Here is a 16,809-nt window from a genome sequence, read left to right as displayed (position 1 = left end):
AGCGCAAAAAAAAGATGTAGCCGGAACGATGACTACATCCTTCAATATTTCACGATACGTATTTTCCTGCCCAAGCTTTAAGCTCGTCGGCGGGAGTTCCGACGCTTATCTTTTTGCCGCCGTCGAAGCGGATTCGAGTGTATGTATTCTGAAGATCTTTTACGCTCTTTTCTATATCGGTTCCACCCGATGTTGCGAAAAGAACTACATGTTTACCTGCAAAATCATAGGATTCAAGGAAGCTGTTTATGATGTGTGGCGCTGTATACCACCAGATGGGAAATCCGATGAAAATTACATCTGCCGTGTCCACATTTGCAGAATTATCCGCAATCTCGGGACGCGACGCGACATCTTTCATTTCTATACTGCTTCGCGATTTTTCATCCTGCCAATTAAGATCTTCCGATGTATATTTCTCTTTCGGAACAATCTCGTAAATGTCAGCTCCTATAGAAGAAGCAAGCTCTTTTGCAACTTTCGCAGTAACTCCGCTGGCAGAAAAATAAGCCACCAATACTTTTTTATCCATTGTATTCCTCCTCGTTGTCATATCTGCACTATCACCAGCTTTTGTGGTTCAACGTGTCTTGATTCCCCTTTTCTTCCGCGGCAAACAATGCCTTGCTCAATGTTTATAATATCCGCATGGTTCTTAAGCGCGTCCATTATCTGCTTTACAGCGTTCTCATAATCTTTTGCTTCCATCGGGATAACATAGTCATGATTGATATGTTCCGTGGAAATGACCGCCGATTTATACCTGGTGTCATATCTTATTCCGCAGAAGGTACAAACTTCTGTATTTAGTGTCCCGTTGCTGTCACTGCACTGCATCGCAATATACATGTTATTCCCCTCCAGACATTTCAACCGTTCGATAAGGCGCTGCTTACTCTTTCATGCGAATATCAATTCGCATATAAACAATTAATTATTCACAATATTATGATAATATATTTTCTGCAATTCTTAAAGCAAAAAAAAGCATTTCGCTCGCGAAATGCTAGCGCGCGAGCGGATTGCGTAAGCAATATATTCCTTACCGCGAGCTGCGCATCCCTGCGGAGCATTTTTATATCATAGGAAAGCAATTTCATATGATATAAAAAAGCGCCGACATACCATGCCGACGCAAAAAAATCAAAAAAGCCCTATAAAACCTAATTAATCCATTATCCTCATTTGCCCATTGATGCGATCAGAGCATCTATCTCTGCCTGACTGAGCATCTTGCCATTATCCGCAGGTAACGGTGCCGCTCCTCCCGCCGATGCCGGCGTCGAAGGATTAAATCCGCCTCCTCCTGCCTGTGAGGATTTACCCATTATACTGGCCAATAAAGCCTGCTGTTCAGCACTAAGTCCGTTAGTATCCATATCAGACCCTTTTCCCTTCGTATTCTGTAATCCCACATTAAATTAGCACATACTTCCTAGGTTATAGTTATTTTAATCAAAGTGACAAAAAACGTCAAATAACTTTTTTATAAACTACATAATGTACTGTCTTACTTATCTGTTTTCCCTTATCAGTCCGCTTTCATATGCCGCAAGCAGATCTTTAAGATCCTCTATCTGTCTTATCAAAGTTTTCCCGATATCCGTATCTTTTACAAGAATGCGCTTTTTGGTTGTTTCCGTTATCTGAATTGAAGGAGTATTCTCCTGCCCTCTTACAAAAGGCTTATGCGCCGCAAGTGCAAGATGATTAGAGTTGTATATAAGCGTATATCCGGCTATCCCCGTCTGTTCGTGATATGCTTTGGAAAGTCCTCCGTCAATAATATAGAGCTTTCCGTTCGCTTTGACGGGCCTCTCTCCCTTCATGGTCTTAACAGGAACATGACCGTTTATTATGTGCGCCCCCTCGGGATTTAACCCGAATTCCTTAAGGATTTTGTCCGCGTAGAGCTCCTCCGCTGAGAATTTGTAATACGGATTATATTTCTCAACGCACAGTTCATTGTTATCTTTGAGGAAAAGATGTTCAAACGTAGTTATCTTGTCCTTTCCAAAAAGAGGCGAGTTCGGCCCGCACCACAGATACCACATCAGATCGACCGCATCCTGTTTTTTCTCCCTGTCATCTCTTATATCAAGGAAAAAAGCGTCATGGATCTTGGTATTAAGGTAGTCCATAAGCTCCTTGCCGCAAAAGCTTCCGTCGGATGTCGTCATGCAGGCAAAGTTCCCCTCTTCGTCCATCGGAATACAACCGTGATAGAGAAGGTTATTGTTTATCGACCTGTACATCGCGCCGTGAGAATAAAGAAACTGCACATGTTTCCTAAGAAGCTTCGAGTGCATAAAACTAAGTTTCAATGTATGCATCAGCTCCTCTTCTTCGGGCGAAAGCTTGTAAGGTGCCTTTGTGTCAACCGTGGGAAAATTCGTATCGCTCAATTTATATTTTTTTCCCCGAATATCCACTTCTCCGTTTTCAAAATCGATCCTGTCAAGAAGAAGCCTGTCTTCAAGTCCATATTCAGGATGGCGCTTTATAAGACTGCCTTCAAGCTTTAACTGGATGATGCTTATCGCTTTGCACATCTTCGCGGCAAGATCGGGATTCACGGAATCATACTCCGTCTTATCAAGCAGATGCGGCCTAAAATTTTCACACGGATCGTCTCCGTAAACTTCGGCAGCAAACATGGAAAGCGGTCTTAAGTTTATTCCGTAGCCGTCTTCAAGGGCATCAAAAGAGTTATAGCTTGTTCCTATTCGCAAGACATTTGCGATACACGCCGTATTTCCGCATGCAGCGCCCATCCAGTCGATATCATGATTCCCCCACTGAATGTCGACGTCGTGGAAATTCATGATCTCTTCCATTACAAGGTCAGGCCTTGGACCACGGTCAAAAATATCTCCTATTATATGAAGCGAATCGATCGTGAGGTTCTGAATCAGCTCGCAGAGTGCGATGATGAATTCATCCGCCGACTCGATCTCGATTATTCCGTTTATGATCTCGTTGTAGTAGGCCTTTTTATTGAAATCGTTCATATCAAGATGCATCAGCTCATCAATGGCATATGCGTAATCGGGCGGCATCTTTTTTCTCACCTTGGATCTTGTGTATTTGGAGCTTACGACTTTGCATATTGCAACAAGTCTGTTTATCGTAATCTTCTGTCCGTCGTGAAGCTGCTTTATTGTGGCATTTTCATCATGTCTCTTTTTTTCAATTGTTTCATTCGGGTAGTAGATCAGATTTGCAAGCTCAAGCTGATCCTCTTCGGACATCATATTTCCGAAAGTCTCTTCTATCTTGGCTCTTATAATACCTGATGAACTTCGTAAAAGATGCGAGAAACTCTCATACTCCCCATGAATATCCGAAAAGAAATATTCAGTCCCCTTTGGGAGTGCGCAGATTGCCCGCAAATTGATAATCTCAGCACCGGCTTTCCTTGAAGTGGGAAACTCCTTGCTGAGAAGCTTAAGATATTCGATATCTCTCATTCTCTCTCCTTTGGATTCATGTGTATAGCGTTCCAATCCACCAATAATTTATCATATTGTATAAAAAGAGAACTTGAGTAGAATCAAGTTTATACTTCTGTCACGTAAGTGCGCTTCTTTATTAGCGTACTCTTATTTCTTAGAATACTCTTATTTATCAGATTGCCTTTTTTCCCGTTTTGCATATATCTTTCAGGCAACATCTGTCACATTCGGGTCTTCTGGCGATGCAGACTGCTCTGCCGTGAAGTACAAAGCGATGGCAAAGATCGTTGCCTTCTTCGGGTGGAATAATCTTCCAAAGTTCTTTTTCGACTTTGGCGGGTTCTTTTATGTTGTCGACAAGACCGATGAGGTTGGAAAGCCTGATGCAATGTGTGTCTGTGACGATAGCAGGCTGACCGAAAACATCTCCCATTATGAGGTTTGCGCTCTTTCTGCCGACACCGGGAAGCGCCAGGAGTTCTTTCATATTATCGGGAACATTGCCGCCATACTTTTCGTTAATGACTTTCATGCATGCAGAAATGTCTCTTGCTTTGGAATTACCGAGTCCGCACGGTCGGATTATCTTTTCAATCTCCTCCACGGGAGCCTCGGCAAGAGCCTTGACCGTCGGATATTTTTCATATAAAAGAGGCGTGATCATGTCTACTCTTGCATCCGTGCACTGCGCAGCAAGCCTCACACTTATCAGAAGCTGCCAGGCCTTATCGTAGGCAAGAGTACATTTTGCCTCGGGATATTCTTTTTTCAACCTCTCGATTACCTCGAGAGCAAGCTTTTTCTTTGTCATAGTTTACTCATTATCACGCTTTTGACATATTTTTTCAATGTCAAAATTTTACTTTTGACACCCGCATCAAATATATTATATACTACCATATAAGAATAATTTTATTTTTTTACAATTAATATTTTATATTAAAATTAATTAAAGCACTGCTCTTTACATAATGAAAAAATTGATTATCATAGAAATGGTGGCCTTTTAATACAGGTATCCATTCAAATGTTACAGTTCGCTCCCACGCAAAGCACAAGGGCCGAACTTGCTTGGATTTATATAGTTATGAGATTGAATGAATTACTGAAATACAATGATATTGTCATACAGTGTCACGATAATCCGGATGCTGACGCACTTGCATCGGGATACGCTTTATGGTGGTATTTTAAAAATAATGGAAAAAATGCACGACTCATCTACCGCGGCAAAAATGTAATCACGAAGAGTAATATTACCATCATGCTCGACAAACTCAAGATACCGGTAAGCTATGAGCCGGATTTTGCCGACACTCCGGAGCTTTTGATAACTGTCGACTGTCAATACGGACAAAGGAATATTACCAAAACTCCCGCAAAACATATTGCGATAATAGATCATCATCAGGCAATCGATGACCTTCCCGAGTATTCGGAAATAAAGAATGCAGTCGGAAGCGCCTCCACAGTTGTCTGGGATTTACTCAAAAAAGAAGGTGTAGACGTAAACGATAATCCGCTCCTTGCAACAGCTCTTTACTACGGTCTTTACACCGACACATACAAACTCTCCGAAATCTCCCACCCTCTTGATAAGGATATGCAAGACGAGCTTGTTATTAACAGAAGTATAATCGTGGAAATGAGTAATTCAAACATTTCCCTTGATGAGCTCAAGGTTACAGGAAATGCAATACTGAACTACGAGTATTTTGAAAAAAAACAAGTATATGATAATAAAGTCAGAGCCCTGCGATCCGAACATTCTCGGAGTTATGAGTGATTTTGCACTTGAGACCGCAGGCGTAAACGTATGTCTCAGTTACTACATAGGACAGAGTGAAGTAAAATTTTCTGTCAGAAGTTGCATAAAAGAAGTGCATGCCGACGAGCTTGCCGCATTTCTTGCAAAAGGTCTGGGCGGAGGCGGCGGTCATATGTACAAAGCCGGCGGAAAGCTTCGTCCCGAGAAACTTATGCATCTTTTCCCGATGCAAACCGATGAGCAATACGCAGAATTTTCTGCCAAGATTCTTCACGAGCGCATGGAACAATACTTTGATTCCTACGAGATAATATATGCCAAGGAAATGACGCTTAATACGTCTGAAATGAAAAAATATGCAAAAACCACTCAGGAACTTGGTTACGTAAAGCTTGATGACATCTTCCCCGACAATACTGAGATAACAGTCAGAACGTTAAAAGGAGATATGGATGTTATCATAGATACCACCACTTACCTGATGATAGGTCTTTTTGGCGAAGTTTATCCAATATCGGAAAAAAAAGCTCAGAAGTTCCTATAAAACTTTGAATAAGTCATTCAATAAAGTATTTGAATATGATCCCAAGATTAGGAATACCGCCACAGGCAAAAAGAAAACCGTAATGTCATTCGCCAGAACAGCCATTAGTCTAGACGAAGTGAACATCTACGCTAAACCTCTCACCAAAAAAGTAAAGCTTTTCACCGTATCAAACGAGGATCGCTACTACTCCGGCGAGATTGGCGACTACATCGCCTTTAGGGAAGACAACCCTCACGACATCTTCATAATCCGTGCCGACCTCTTCCCGGTCCTCTACCACGAGATCTGAGGCCCGGCCGCTTACAGCTATGGCGCAGCCAGACCCCTTAGGGGCAGCCACGGGCAGTGCGGATATATTTTTTTGAGTTGCTCCATCACTTGGATTCACGGGGCTCCGAGAAAAGCCATGAAATTCTATCGGCTCAAAACTCCATTCGGTCCGCCTTATAGCGGGGAGCCATGGGCTTATGTTTTTGAGCATTTCACGAGAGGCCACATTTTTATAGGGTTCCGACTGTTTTTCCTGCGCATGTGGAGACGTTGTTTGAGCATCCGGACGCATTTATCAGAATTGTAATATACTGCTTTGCAGTTATAAAAATAAAGAAAGCCACTCTCGCAAACTTCTAAGCTTGCAGAGATGGCTTTCTTTATTTTTATACGCCCGCCTTCGCGGGCTATTACAATTCTGATAAATGCGTCCGGATGCGAGTTTAGTCGAGACATGCGCCATAAAAGAAAAACAGTCGGAACCCTATAAAAATGTGAGCCGGAGTGATTGCGAAAAAACATAAGCCCGTGGCCCCCGCTATAAGGCGGACCGAATGTCAAACAGTGAGCCTCAAAGCAGAATTTCATGGCTGTTCTCGGAGCCCCCTGAATCCAACGTTCCCTCGCAAAACTCAAAAAAATATATCCGCACTGCCCGTGGCCGGCCCTAAAGGGGTCTGACTGCGCCATAGCTGTAAGCGGCCGGGCCTGCAATATCACCCGAGGAGCTCGAGGAGTTCTTCCTTGGTGAGGGTCGGATTGCTCATGGTGCCGGTGTTGAGGAGCTTGTCGGCCAGCTCTTTTTTGCGATTCTGAAGGGTGATGATGCGCTCTTCGATGGTATTCTCCATGATCAGGCGATATACGGTGACGACATTCTTTTGGCCGATTCGGTGGGCTCTGTCGGTTGCCTGGTTCTCGACCGCGATGTTCCACCAGTGGTCGAAGTGGATGACGATGTCCGCGCTTGTAAGGTTAAGACCTGTGCCGCCGGCTTTAAGGGATATGCAAAATACCGAAGTGTCATCTTCCTGGAAGGCATCGACTAGCTTTATTCGGTCTTCCTTCTTTGTGGAACCGGTAAGAAGGTAGTGCGATATTCCCGCATTTTCAAGTTCCCTTGTTATTCTGTCGAGCATTGATGTGAACTGCGAGAATAAAAGAATCTTGTGGCCGCTTTCGGAGGCACTCTTTATCATCTCGATAAGAAGATCTGTTTTGGCGCTTCCGCCTGTATAGTTTTCATACACAAGCCCCGGATCGCAGCAAAGCTGGCGAAGCCTTGTAAGCTCCGAAAGGATTACTATCCTGTCTTTTCCAAAAGATTCCTCATCCGTTCCCTCGACCATAAGCTTAACTCTCTGAAGGTGCGCATCATAAAGCTCTCTCTGAGAACTGTTCATAGGCGCATAGATATTCTCTTCAAGCTTGTCGGGAAGATCCTTTAAGACATCACTCTTAAGCCTTCTGATCACAAAAGGCGCTATCATCTTCCTGAGCATCTCGGTCGAAGACTCATCCCCGTCCGAAACAACGGGGACCTCAATATTGTCACGGAACTGCTTATATCCAAAAAGATATCCCGGCATGCAGAAATCAAATATGCTCCAGAGTTCGCTCAGTCTGTTCTCGATGGGCGTTCCCGTAAGAGCCACTTTAAATGCCGCATTTATGCTCTTTACAGCCTTCGCAATAAGCGTACCCGGGTTCTTTATAAACTGCGCTTCATCAATAACGCAGCAATCAAAATTCAAATACTTATACAGCTCGATATCTCTTCTTAAAAGATCATATGACGTGATGATAACATCGGTCTCTTCACTGTCAATCTCCGACGTGATCCTCACTCTGTCAGGCTTTATGCCGACAGCTATCTCGCAGTTAAGAAGCGGTGTGAACTTCCTGATCTCATGTTGCCAGTTGTACACAAGTGACGCCGGACACACAATCAGACTGCACCTGTTCTTTCTTCCCTCTTTTAGCGCACATTCTTTTGCACTGAGAAGATATGCAAGAACCTGAATTGTCTTACCAAGTCCCATGTCATCGGCAAGAATGCCGCCAAATCCGTTATGCGAAAGAGCTTTAAGCCAGAAAAATCCTGTCTTCTGATAATCCCTAAGAACATCCTCAAGACTCTCAGGTACCTTAAAGCGCTCATCCGTAGGCGTTGCAAATCCCGACACAAATTCCTTAAAGTTCTTGCTTCTTCCGATGGAAGAACCGCCCTCTTGAATATTTTTTTCCGCGATATCATTGATAAAAAGAGCTCTGTATCTCGGTACCTCTGCGTGACCTTCGACAATCTGCTTCGCCGTTATTCCAAGTCCGTCCTTAAGCTCAAACAGCATCTTGGCGTCATCACTCACAACGCTCACCACTTCGCCGCTCTTTAATTTATAATACTTTCTCTTTTTGTCGTACTGACTCAGTATCTCACCAAGCTCATCAGGCGTAAGCGTTTCAGGCACCATCGAAAGTTCCAGAAGGTCCGAAACAACAGAGACGCCAAGATTCACCTTGAGCCCCTTCTCGATCCTTACCGCCTTGATCGCATCCGATACGAATACATCGCCTATGGTAGAAAGATATCCCATCTTTTCCGCAAGAAAAACGTAAAGCTTATCATCCGTATATGAATCCGTCGTAAGTACCAGCGCTTTCCTGTCGGAGTCAAGCCTGTCAAAATACGGGCTTATCAGTTTTGCAGTTCTGTTCTCCAGATAACTGTTCCTCTTCACATCGGTCGCCGGCTCATCGCCAAACTTGTCAATGTCCCGGGATTCAAAGATGTCAAAGCTCTCTTTCATACCGTTTCCGGCATCATACGCCGCTTTCACCTTACAGGTTATGCTATTTGCATCCGGCATATCTACGTAGATCTCAAACTTTGGAATATCAGGCGCGTATCTCGAAGCCTCGAAGCCGTCCGTGCTCACATTGAAGAACTCATTGATCACAGGGAAAAGACCTTCCGAAAAAAGAGGCAGATCTTTTTCAGCTATAAAGAGCTCGTTCTCAGTTCTTCTCGCCGCAAGGAACTTGAGCACCGGAATGATCTCCGAGCAGTCGCTTCGGGGAATCATGTGAAGCTTTCTCTTTCTCTCAAAATAAATATTTGAATATCCTTCGAACATGGTAAAAGAGCCGGATTCAAAAACGACTCCGAAATTCTTTTTCTCAATATGAAGGTCAATGTCGGGGAAAACGGGAACTATCTCAAGAAGGCGCTCTTCGCTGTACCTCGCCCTAAAATCGGAATTAAGGAAAAAAGTCTCTTTTACCGATTTAAAAAACTCATCAATCTCATTACCGCAAAGCTCGATGTTTTTGCTACGGCTCTTTGAACGCGAATAGACCTGATAAGGGTCTCCCGCTCTTCTACCTCTGAAATAGTCAAATAAGAAATTTATTATCTTCTGGGAATCCGCAGAAAATGAAGACATATCATGCGTAAACTCAAGATGCTTACCATAGCTTAAGAAGCTGTGCTTTTCTATAGCATCAAGAAGCTCTGCTATATCCTTAAGAACATAGCTGTGGCCGCCCTTTTCAGACTTTATGCAAAAAGATACCACAAGCTTTTCTCTGTTTAATACTGCATGCGGCTCCAGAACGGCAAGTGAAGTATCTTTGTATAAAAGAGGCGCCTCACTCACAGGCGCATACTCTCTAAGGAGCCTTTTTGTCTCAAATGACGTGTAGTGAAACTCTTTGGGCGCATCAGAAACAAACCGCCTTCCCGAGCCGGTTATGTATTCGCCTTTTTTAGTTTCGTTCGCTCCATTATTCATTCATGCCTTATTATTTGAGTGCTGCGACTAAGTCTGTAACGACCTCTTCCATTGTGTTATCTTTTTCATCGATAGTGATATCGGCATATTTCTCATACAGAACGCTTCGCTCATTATAAAGCGCAATCAGGGACTGTCCGGGTCTCATAACAACCCCGCGCTGTTTTACATCCTTAAGTCGCTTTGTCAGAGCTTCCATTCCGACTTTGAGATACACTACTTTACCGATATTTTTATAATGCTCCATAGCTTCTCTGCCGTACACGACACTTCCACCGGTTGCTATGACGGTTCTCTCCGTCTCAATACCTGCATTTACCTTGTTCTCGATTTCAATAAATCCGTCAACACCCTCCTGCTCTATTATCTCAGAAAGTCTTCTTCCTTCTTTTTTCTGGATAACTATATCAGCGTCAACAAAATTATATCCCAATATTTTGGCGAGTATTACTCCTACCGTACTCTTTCCGGATGTAGGCATCCCAACCAAAATAATATTGTCTTTTTTCATAAAAATCCTTTCAGACTTCCGCTATCTTTCTTACTTCCTCAAGCGCATTCAAAAAAGCCTGTGCAACCTTCGGATCGAAGTGAGTACCGGAACTCTCCTTAATAATCTTAATTGCCTCATCAAACGGGAACGCTTTCTTGTAGCTTCTCTCCGAGATGAGCGCATCAAATACATCGGCTACCGCCATTATCCTTGCGGAAAGAGGAATCTCTTCTCCCTTAAGTCCCATCGGATAACCGGTTCCGTCCCATCTCTCGTGATGGTACATGGCAAGATTCTTGGCTTCTTTCAGATAGCCCGCATCCTGCTCGGGAAGATTGCTCATAACCTTATCGATTATCACGGCGCCTTCCTTTGAATGAGTCTTCATGATCGTAAATTCTTCGGGTGTGAGTTTACCCGGCTTATTAAGGAAATTATCGGAAATACTGATCTTTCCGACATCGTGAAGCGGTGCCGAATGATAAACATCCGAAACAAACTGCGGTGTCAAAAGATCTGTATATACGCCCTCTTTTATCATCTCATTCATGATAATCTTGGTGTATTCCGCTGTATTCTTAACATGCTCACCCGTACTCTGATCTCTGCTTTCAACAAGATCGGCAAGAGCATAGATGATTGAATTTTGAAGTGCAGTAATGGTCTCGTTTCTACTCTTAAGTGCCTTAACAGATGCAACGTGTGCCTCTATCATCTTAAGAAGCGCATCGTACATGTTTTCAATCTCATCGCCGGTTCCGATCTTGATCTCTTCAAACATCTTCGCCGTCTTTTCAAGATTCTCCTCGCTTCCGTCAGAAAACCGCGACGACGAGAGCGCCATCGTATTGATCGGAAGTATCAGATGATACTCCGACATATAGATACCTACGCCGAGAATGAATATGTATAATCCGATGAAAAGAGATATCTGTCTGGTAGCGAATTTAAAGACCTCTCTTCCCGTCTCTTCTTCCGAGTACGGTGATATTCCGGAAAGGTCAACGCCCGAATAACTGCCTATTTCCTGCGCAATGTGAACAGTATTTTTCCCCGTCTGAACTATCGCATCTCTGAACAACATCGTACTGATAAAAATAGCACAAAAAGCGACGAGTCCCGTTGCAAGAGTAAGAAGGATAACAACCTTCATTCTAAGTGATATACGACGGCTCTTTCCGCTTCTCATAGTCTGCACGGCTTCAGGCGTAAGAGGCGCCTGCTTCCAGTACTTCACATTCAGTCTGTCGCGAACACCGGCAGGAACTATAAATGTGATCAAAAGAGCTATCAACACACTTATCATCTTATCCGCAACATCGACTACATAATCGGCAATCAGAGCTGCCTGAAATGCCGACATCTTACCGGATTCATAGATTATCTTCAAAAAGTTAAGTGACGCAGTCTCAGAGCCAAAGCCGTAGATAATACCCGTGAGTATTGCTCCCAAAACGCCTCCGACAACGCCGTATATAAGTACTGCCAGGATTATTTTATAGAAATCTTTGAACCACTTTTTTTCATAAAAAACAGTGGTAAGTATAGCGATAAGAACATTTATCATGCTGTAGGAGATCGCCACGGAATCAGTAAAAATACTGTTTAAGAACGAACTGAAAAAACCGACAAATATACCGGGAAGAAATCCTCCCAGCATAGATACGGTCATAGTACCTACAGAATCCAGATATAGCGGAATTTCGAAGTGACCGACAAACTTACTTCCACAAATATTCATCAATATTCCGCCAAATACCATTAATGCAAGATAAACTCCTCTTGCCCCGGAGTTAACTTTGCGATCATCAACTATGTTTACCATATCATCCTCGTATAGGTATAATATTAACTAAAAAACGTTGCTATATATAATTTAACACATATCTTTTAAACTAGGAAGTTCGATAAATTAGTTCATGTCGTGATAATCATCCATATCATCGGTATCAAATCCAATGTTCTGCATGCTTACAGTCTTACGGCGGATTCTTGCTGCCTCGGAAGCGTGAAGAAGGAAATCCTTGATTTCGCGGCCGTGCTTGATATTCTTCATTACGATAGTCTTATCCGTAACATCAGAGGTATAACATATGATTGTTGATAAACCAAAGATTCTCTGCATGAGAGTTCTTGTTATCTCAACATCAGATACTTTGTACATGTAACAGTCGTTTTCGCGCACTGTCAAAAAACCTTTGATGATTGTAAGGTCATTGTCTCTAAGTTCATATTTTGTAAAAGTCCACGGAAGTCCAAAGAACAAAAGTCTCTGTGTCTCTTGATAACGAATTTCGCCTTTGGCGCTCATAGACTCCTGATACTGTTCGGGATTTAAGATTTTTGCCATATTCTCTCTCCTTAAATGAATGAAATGTTACCATTTCAATTTACGCTTTTTTTCATTTAAGGTCAAATATGCAAACATCTTCAAGTATTCACTCAGGTGTTATCCTGCTCTCTTTAAGCGCATCCTCGGCGCTCATTCCGTCATAGAACTTCTTGATAAAGCCGTAGTTGAGCACTCTTACATTCTTGCCGCCAAGATAAGATGCACTCTTTTGTCCGAAATGGCCGCCTATCTTGGCCACGGAGCGTTTTATATTTATTCGCGTGATTTCATGAACAATCCAACCTCATCCAAAGTCGGCATAACAGATAGTGCGCCTCTTCTTGTAGTGATGATCGATGCTGCTGCATTTGCAAATGACAAGCACTCTGACAGACCGGCCTCCGAAAGATCGTTAAGGCCATTCCTACGGATATAATCAATTGCACAGGCACAGAATGTATCACCTGCACCGGTAGTTTCTATCGTATCCGGATTCTTATAGCCTTCTTTTTTTACAACAAAGTCCTTATACAGAGCCATACTTCCCTCTGCCCCGAGTGTTGCAAATACAATTGGTATTTCGAATTCTTTCTGTATTTTCTTCGCACCTGCTTCAATATCAGCCATTCCGGTGAACAGTTCAACTTCATTGTCTGATATTTTTAAAACATCACAATTTTCAAAGCCGTATTTCATTGCCTCAAGAGCATCCTCTACAGATTCCCACAACGGCTCTCTGTAGTTCGGATCAAAAGAGATAACGGCACCGCTTTCCTTTGCAATACTAACAGCCAGTTTTGTTGCTTCTTTTGCCGGCTCATCTGTCATAGACAATGTTCCCAAATGGAAGACTTCGGTATTTTCAAGAAGATTTCTGTTTGCCCTGACATCGTCCGCAGTCAGCATCATATCTGCTCCCGGTTTTCTGTAAAAAGAAAAATCCCTGTCTCCGTTTGCAAGCTTATTCACAAAAGCCAAAGTAGTCGGTACTGTCGCATCCTGTACAAGACCTGAAGCTTCTATTCCCTGCTTTTCAATTCTTTCCCTTAGCATTTTTCCAAAAAAGTCATCTCCGACCTTTCCGATAAATGCAGTGCTGTTTCCAAGATTCTGCAGCATGGAAAGGACATTACACGGTGCACCCCCGGGATTAGCTTCAAATAAAGGATTCCCCTGAGCGCTCATTCCATTATTTGTGAAATCGATCAGTAATTCTCCAAGTGCCACAACATTAAATTTGCTCATTTTTCTTCTCCAATTCATTCATCACAACGTCCATGATTAATTCGCCGTTAGCCCTGAAGCTGATTCCTTCAGCCTTAATATCTGTAAAGATGCCCATTGACATTACCTGTTCTCCGTCATTAATGAACAATTCCATGCTGTATCTGTCAAGTATCACGCGCAGTTTGATCTCTCCGTTATTATCAGCCACCTTGCATCTTCTCTGGTGCACGATTGCCCTTCTGTTTCCGGAATGCTTGCGGTCGATCTTCACTATAGATTCAACAGGATCAAATTCTATGCTTGAATATTCTTTACCGTTATCTGCAAAGCGTATTTCAAACTTACCGTATGAAAGGTATGTGCCAGCCGATCTTACATTAACCTTCATATCGATACATCTGCCTTCTAAGCTTGAAAGTACACAATCATCGGTAACGATGACATTTTGTCTGCTTACTCTTTTACCATAGTAATTCTCTATTTCGCGAATAGGCTTTTGAATCAGCCTTCCGTTCTTTATCGATATTTCCCTGGGAAGGCTCATCTGTCCAAACCACGGAAAATCTTCACGTTTTATTGCCAAAGTATCCCAGTTCTGAAGCCAGCCTATCATAACCTGCCTTCCGTCTTTGGTCCTGATAGTCTGAGGCGCATAAAAATCTATTCCGTAATCTACCGCCTGACAATTCTCCTCGCAGAAATCTCCTTCATCGTTGACACTTCCGATTATGCATAATGTGCCGTTACCGTTGTGAAATTCAAGTCCCTCGGGAAGCATATCCTGCGGACTTGTAAGAAATACACGCTTTCCGTCAAGTTCAAAATAATCCGGGCATTCCCACATGACTCCGAATCTTCTGTTGTTCTTTATAAGTATTTTATCATAATTCCAGTTAAAACCGTCATCGCTTGAATACTGCAAAAGCTGACCGTCGCCGTCTACCGTCTTGTTTCCTACAACAAGATAATATTTTCCGTTTTCTTTCCAGATCTTCGGATCTCTGAAATCTATTTTTCCCGCTCCCTCCGGAAGCTTATCGCCCGTAATTACCGGATTCATCTCATATTTTTCATAGTCTTTTCCGTCTCCTACAGCAACGCACTGAGTCTGGACATCATAGAAGTTGCCATTCTCATCCTGTTTCCTGAGAACGCCGGTATATAGTATCAGATGTTTCCCATCCTCTGTTTCAATCGCACTTCCCGAAAAACATCCGTCCTTATCATAATCTGCTTCCGGTGCCATAACGGCAGGAAGATACTTCCAATCGATAAGGTCTTCACTCTCTACATGGCCCCAATGCATAGGCCCCCAGACAGTCTCATAAGGATTATATTGATAAAAAAGATGATATTTACCCTTATATATGCTAAATCCGTTCGGATCGTTCATCCATCCGCATCTTGGAGTAAGATGGAAAAGAGGACGAAATTCCTCCGCGATTGTCTTTTCCTTTTTGCACTCATATTCTCTTGCTTTTAATAACTTATCGTTCATAGTATTCCTTTCCTGCCATATATCTTTAAATTGTCTATGCTTGCTCCCTGAAGGCGCACTTTCCAATCCGCGCCCACCGCCGAATAAATGCGATTTGACAATGCTTTTTCGCCGTTAACATAAACCACTGTTATATCTTTTTCCACAACTACATCAACTTGATACTTAACTCCCGCCTTAAGGCTCATACTTTGTTCATTGGGATAAGCATCATAGGTGATCTTATCTTCGCCATTGTCGATGGTTATTCTGTATTCCTCATTCTTCTCGGCATTGTTAAATATAATCTCCGACTTGCCTTCGTTTTCCATCTCAAGCTCAAATGTAAGCCGGCAGCTTTCCGGAACATTTCCAAGTTCCGATTCGTCTTTTACACTTTCTGCTTCAAAAATCTGTTTGTCAAAATAATTTATATATTCTTCAGGCATCGCTACGCCAAGCGTTCCATCTTCCAGTTCCTTAAGTTCATATACAAGGAGATTTCCCGCCCAGGTATAAGGAAGCCTGTCACTTTCTCTTTTCTTTCTATCCAAAAAACCTATCAGATATCTTTTTCCTTTATATTCACAGGTTTTTGCCGCATAGAAACCGTTTCCGTCAAATGTATCCGTCTCAGGTTTCTCCCACGGTCCGTTGATGCTGTCCGACATTCTGTAATATACAACATTGTTCCAGCTGAATGTCAGATAATAACGATTGCCCATCTTAAACAGATCCGGACACTCCATAAAATATAAGTCTTTGTTTGTATAAAAGTCGCCTTCAAACTTCCAGTTTTTAAGATCATCGGAACGATAGCATATTATCGCGCTCTCATTCCCGTTTTCTTTTCTCGCTCCCACAAGCATCATATAGCCGTCATCTGTTCGCAGCACCTGCGGATCGCGAAAATCTTCCGTACTGTATCCTTCCGGAGCATGTATAATATTTTCAGTATCCTTGGTATAAGTCTTATTGTCTTTACTTGTTGCATGCATCAGGCACTCTTTATCCAGCCCGTATTCCTCATAATAACCATTATGTCCTGTATAAAAACAATGATATGTTCCGGCATCATCAATAATAAATGATCCTGTTCCCACAGCAAGATCCGGTGCTTCCATTTCCTCTGAATATGCAAGTACCTGTCCCTTGTCTTCAAAGCTTACAAAATTACGGGTGTAGAACTGATGTATCGGATGATACCCCACTCCGTTATTATCCGTTTCATAAAGATAATTGAGGTAAACACCTTTTTCCGTTGAAAGTGCCATGACATCTCCGACGTAACTGTCTTCAGCCCTTGGGAATAAACATTCATTCATTTTTTTACCGGCACATCCTTGTATCATCATTAACGATATAAGTAGCAAACAAATTGTTATTCTTTTCATCTTTTTTAAATGGGGAGGATCATCTCCTCCCCATCTCCAATAAACATTAACC

General features: G+C 42.6%; 16 protein-coding genes. 3 read left to right on the top strand and 13 right to left on the bottom strand.

The features are described from left to right. Positions 1-49 precede the first annotated feature (49 nt). The 5 genes from CD00_RS0100780 to CD00_RS0100760 form a co-directional block, all read right to left on the bottom strand. Positions 50-532 (bottom strand): flavodoxin, encoded by a 483-nt coding sequence (locus CD00_RS0100780; protein WP_026654183.1) that lies wholly within the window; start codon positions 530-532, stop codon positions 50-52. 17 nt (positions 533-549) lie between these two features. Continuing rightward, positions 550-849: a hypothetical protein gene (locus tag CD00_RS0100775; RefSeq protein ID WP_026654182.1), complete on the bottom strand. Its 300-nt coding sequence runs from the start codon at positions 847-849 to the stop codon at positions 550-552. 332 nt (positions 850-1,181) lie between these two features. Next, on the bottom strand, positions 1,182-1,379 hold the full coding sequence (locus tag CD00_RS0100770; protein ID WP_185750358.1) for a hypothetical protein: 198 nt from the start codon (positions 1,377-1,379) through the stop codon (positions 1,182-1,184). A 135-nt stretch (positions 1,380-1,514) separates the two neighbouring features. Beyond that, on the bottom strand, positions 1,515-3,470 hold the full coding sequence (locus tag CD00_RS0100765) for a fructose-1,6-bisphosphatase (protein WP_026654180.1): 1,956 nt from the start codon (positions 3,468-3,470) through the stop codon (positions 1,515-1,517). A 157-nt stretch (positions 3,471-3,627) separates the two neighbouring features. Beyond that, positions 3,628-4,266, bottom strand: coding sequence for an endonuclease III domain-containing protein (locus tag CD00_RS0100760; protein ID WP_026654179.1), 639 nt, complete (start codon positions 4,264-4,266; stop codon positions 3,628-3,630). A gap of 276 nt (positions 4,267-4,542) precedes the next feature. Here CD00_RS0100760 and CD00_RS0100755 point away from each other — a divergent pair, with 276 nt between their 5' ends. From CD00_RS0100755 to CD00_RS19990, 3 genes are all read left to right on the top strand, one after another. Beyond that, positions 4,543-5,241, top strand: coding sequence for a DHH family phosphoesterase (locus CD00_RS0100755; RefSeq protein WP_185750357.1), 699 nt, complete (start codon positions 4,543-4,545; stop codon positions 5,239-5,241). Then, positions 5,189-5,767, top strand: coding sequence for a DHHA1 domain-containing protein (locus CD00_RS0100750; protein WP_185750356.1), 579 nt, complete (start codon positions 5,189-5,191; stop codon positions 5,765-5,767). The genes CD00_RS0100755 and CD00_RS0100750 overlap by 53 nt, the downstream gene beginning before the upstream one ends. A gap of 82 nt (positions 5,768-5,849) precedes the next feature. Beyond that, positions 5,850-6,059 carry a hypothetical protein gene (locus CD00_RS19990; RefSeq protein WP_185750355.1) on the top strand — a complete coding sequence of 70 codons (210 nt, stop codon included), beginning with the start codon at positions 5,850-5,852 and terminating at the stop codon, positions 6,057-6,059. 697 nt (positions 6,060-6,756) lie between these two features. Here CD00_RS19990 and CD00_RS16680 read toward each other — a convergent pair. The 8 genes from CD00_RS16680 to CD00_RS0100705 all read right to left on the bottom strand — a co-directional run bounded on the left by CD00_RS16680 (position 6,757) and on the right by CD00_RS0100705 (position 16,688). Continuing rightward, complete coding sequence (locus tag CD00_RS16680; protein WP_051594026.1) at positions 6,757-9,834, bottom strand: DEAD/DEAH box helicase; 3,078 nt, start codon at positions 9,832-9,834, stop codon at positions 6,757-6,759. A gap of 10 nt (positions 9,835-9,844) precedes the next feature. Then, entirely contained in the window at positions 9,845-10,345 is a 501-nt protein-coding gene (locus CD00_RS0100735; protein ID WP_026654175.1) for a shikimate kinase, read from the bottom strand. 10 nt (positions 10,346-10,355) lie between these two features. Next, positions 10,356-12,152, bottom strand: coding sequence for an HD-GYP domain-containing protein (locus tag CD00_RS18955; protein WP_051594025.1), 1,797 nt, complete (start codon positions 12,150-12,152; stop codon positions 10,356-10,358). Positions 12,153-12,239: 87 nt separating this feature from the next. After that, the gene (locus tag CD00_RS0100725) at positions 12,240-12,677 is read right to left on the bottom strand and encodes a PH domain-containing protein (protein WP_026654174.1); all 438 of its coding nucleotides are present in this window, start codon (positions 12,675-12,677) and stop codon (positions 12,240-12,242) included. Positions 12,678-12,765: 88 nt separating this feature from the next. Next, entirely contained in the window at positions 12,766-12,918 is a 153-nt protein-coding gene (locus CD00_RS19985; protein ID WP_185750354.1) for a hypothetical protein, read from the bottom strand. A 14-nt stretch (positions 12,919-12,932) separates the two neighbouring features. Then, the gene (locus tag CD00_RS0100715) at positions 12,933-13,904 is read right to left on the bottom strand and encodes a carbohydrate kinase family protein (RefSeq protein WP_026654173.1); all 972 of its coding nucleotides are present in this window, start codon (positions 13,902-13,904) and stop codon (positions 12,933-12,935) included. Further along, a complete protein-coding gene (locus tag CD00_RS0100710) occupies positions 13,891-15,384 on the bottom strand; it encodes a glycoside hydrolase family 32 protein (RefSeq protein WP_026654172.1) in 1,494 nt (497 codons plus the stop codon). The genes CD00_RS0100715 and CD00_RS0100710 overlap by 14 nt, the downstream gene beginning before the upstream one ends. Continuing rightward, a complete protein-coding gene (locus tag CD00_RS0100705; RefSeq protein WP_185750353.1) occupies positions 15,381-16,688 on the bottom strand; it encodes a family 43 glycosylhydrolase in 1,308 nt (435 codons plus the stop codon). Before CD00_RS0100705 ends, CD00_RS0100710 begins: the two co-directional genes overlap by 4 nt. Between the last annotated feature and the right edge of the window lie 121 nt (positions 16,689-16,809).

The sequence above is a fragment of the Butyrivibrio sp. AE3003 genome (genome assembly GCF_000686065.1).
Taxonomy (GTDB): domain Bacteria; phylum Bacillota; class Clostridia; order Lachnospirales; family Lachnospiraceae; genus Butyrivibrio; species Butyrivibrio hungatei_A.
This window is presented reverse-complemented; position numbering and strand designations above follow the sequence as displayed.

Excerpts from the sequence above, each read along its gene's own strand:
- CD00_RS0100725 (WP_026654174.1), bottom strand. The coding sequence starts at position 12,677 with ATGGCAAAAATCTTAAATCCCGAACAGTATCAGGAGTCTATGAGCGCC.
- CD00_RS18955 (WP_051594025.1), bottom strand. The coding sequence starts at position 12,152 with ATGGTAAACATAGTTGATGATCGCAAAGTTAACTCCGGGGCAAGAGGA.
- CD00_RS0100755 (WP_185750357.1), top strand. The coding sequence starts at position 4,543 with ATGAGATTGAATGAATTACTGAAATACAATGATATTGTCATACAGTGT.
- CD00_RS0100780 (WP_026654183.1), bottom strand. The coding sequence starts at position 532 with ATGGATAAAAAAGTATTGGTGGCTTATTTTTCTGCCAGCGGAGTTACT.
- CD00_RS16680 (WP_051594026.1), bottom strand. The coding sequence starts at position 9,834 with ATGAATAATGGAGCGAACGAAACTAAAAAAGGCGAATACATAACCGGC.
- CD00_RS0100760 (WP_026654179.1), bottom strand. The coding sequence starts at position 4,266 with ATGACAAAGAAAAAGCTTGCTCTCGAGGTAATCGAGAGGTTGAAAAAA.
- CD00_RS0100765 (WP_026654180.1), bottom strand. The coding sequence starts at position 3,470 with ATGAGAGATATCGAATATCTTAAGCTTCTCAGCAAGGAGTTTCCCACT.
- CD00_RS0100775 (WP_026654182.1), bottom strand. The coding sequence starts at position 849 with ATGTATATTGCGATGCAGTGCAGTGACAGCAACGGGACACTAAATACA.
- CD00_RS19990 (WP_185750355.1), top strand. The coding sequence starts at position 5,850 with ATGTCATTCGCCAGAACAGCCATTAGTCTAGACGAAGTGAACATCTAC.
- CD00_RS0100715 (WP_026654173.1), bottom strand. The coding sequence starts at position 13,904 with ATGAGCAAATTTAATGTTGTGGCACTTGGAGAATTACTGATCGATTTC.
- CD00_RS0100710 (WP_026654172.1), bottom strand. The coding sequence starts at position 15,384 with ATGAACGATAAGTTATTAAAAGCAAGAGAATATGAGTGCAAAAAGGAA.
- CD00_RS0100770 (WP_185750358.1), bottom strand. The coding sequence starts at position 1,379 with ATGGATACTAACGGACTTAGTGCTGAACAGCAGGCTTTATTGGCCAGT.
- CD00_RS0100735 (WP_026654175.1), bottom strand. The coding sequence starts at position 10,345 with ATGAAAAAAGACAATATTATTTTGGTTGGGATGCCTACATCCGGAAAG.
- CD00_RS0100750 (WP_185750356.1), top strand. The coding sequence starts at position 5,189 with ATGATAATAAAGTCAGAGCCCTGCGATCCGAACATTCTCGGAGTTATG.
- CD00_RS0100705 (WP_185750353.1), bottom strand. The coding sequence starts at position 16,688 with ATGAATGAATGTTTATTCCCAAGGGCTGAAGACAGTTACGTCGGAGAT.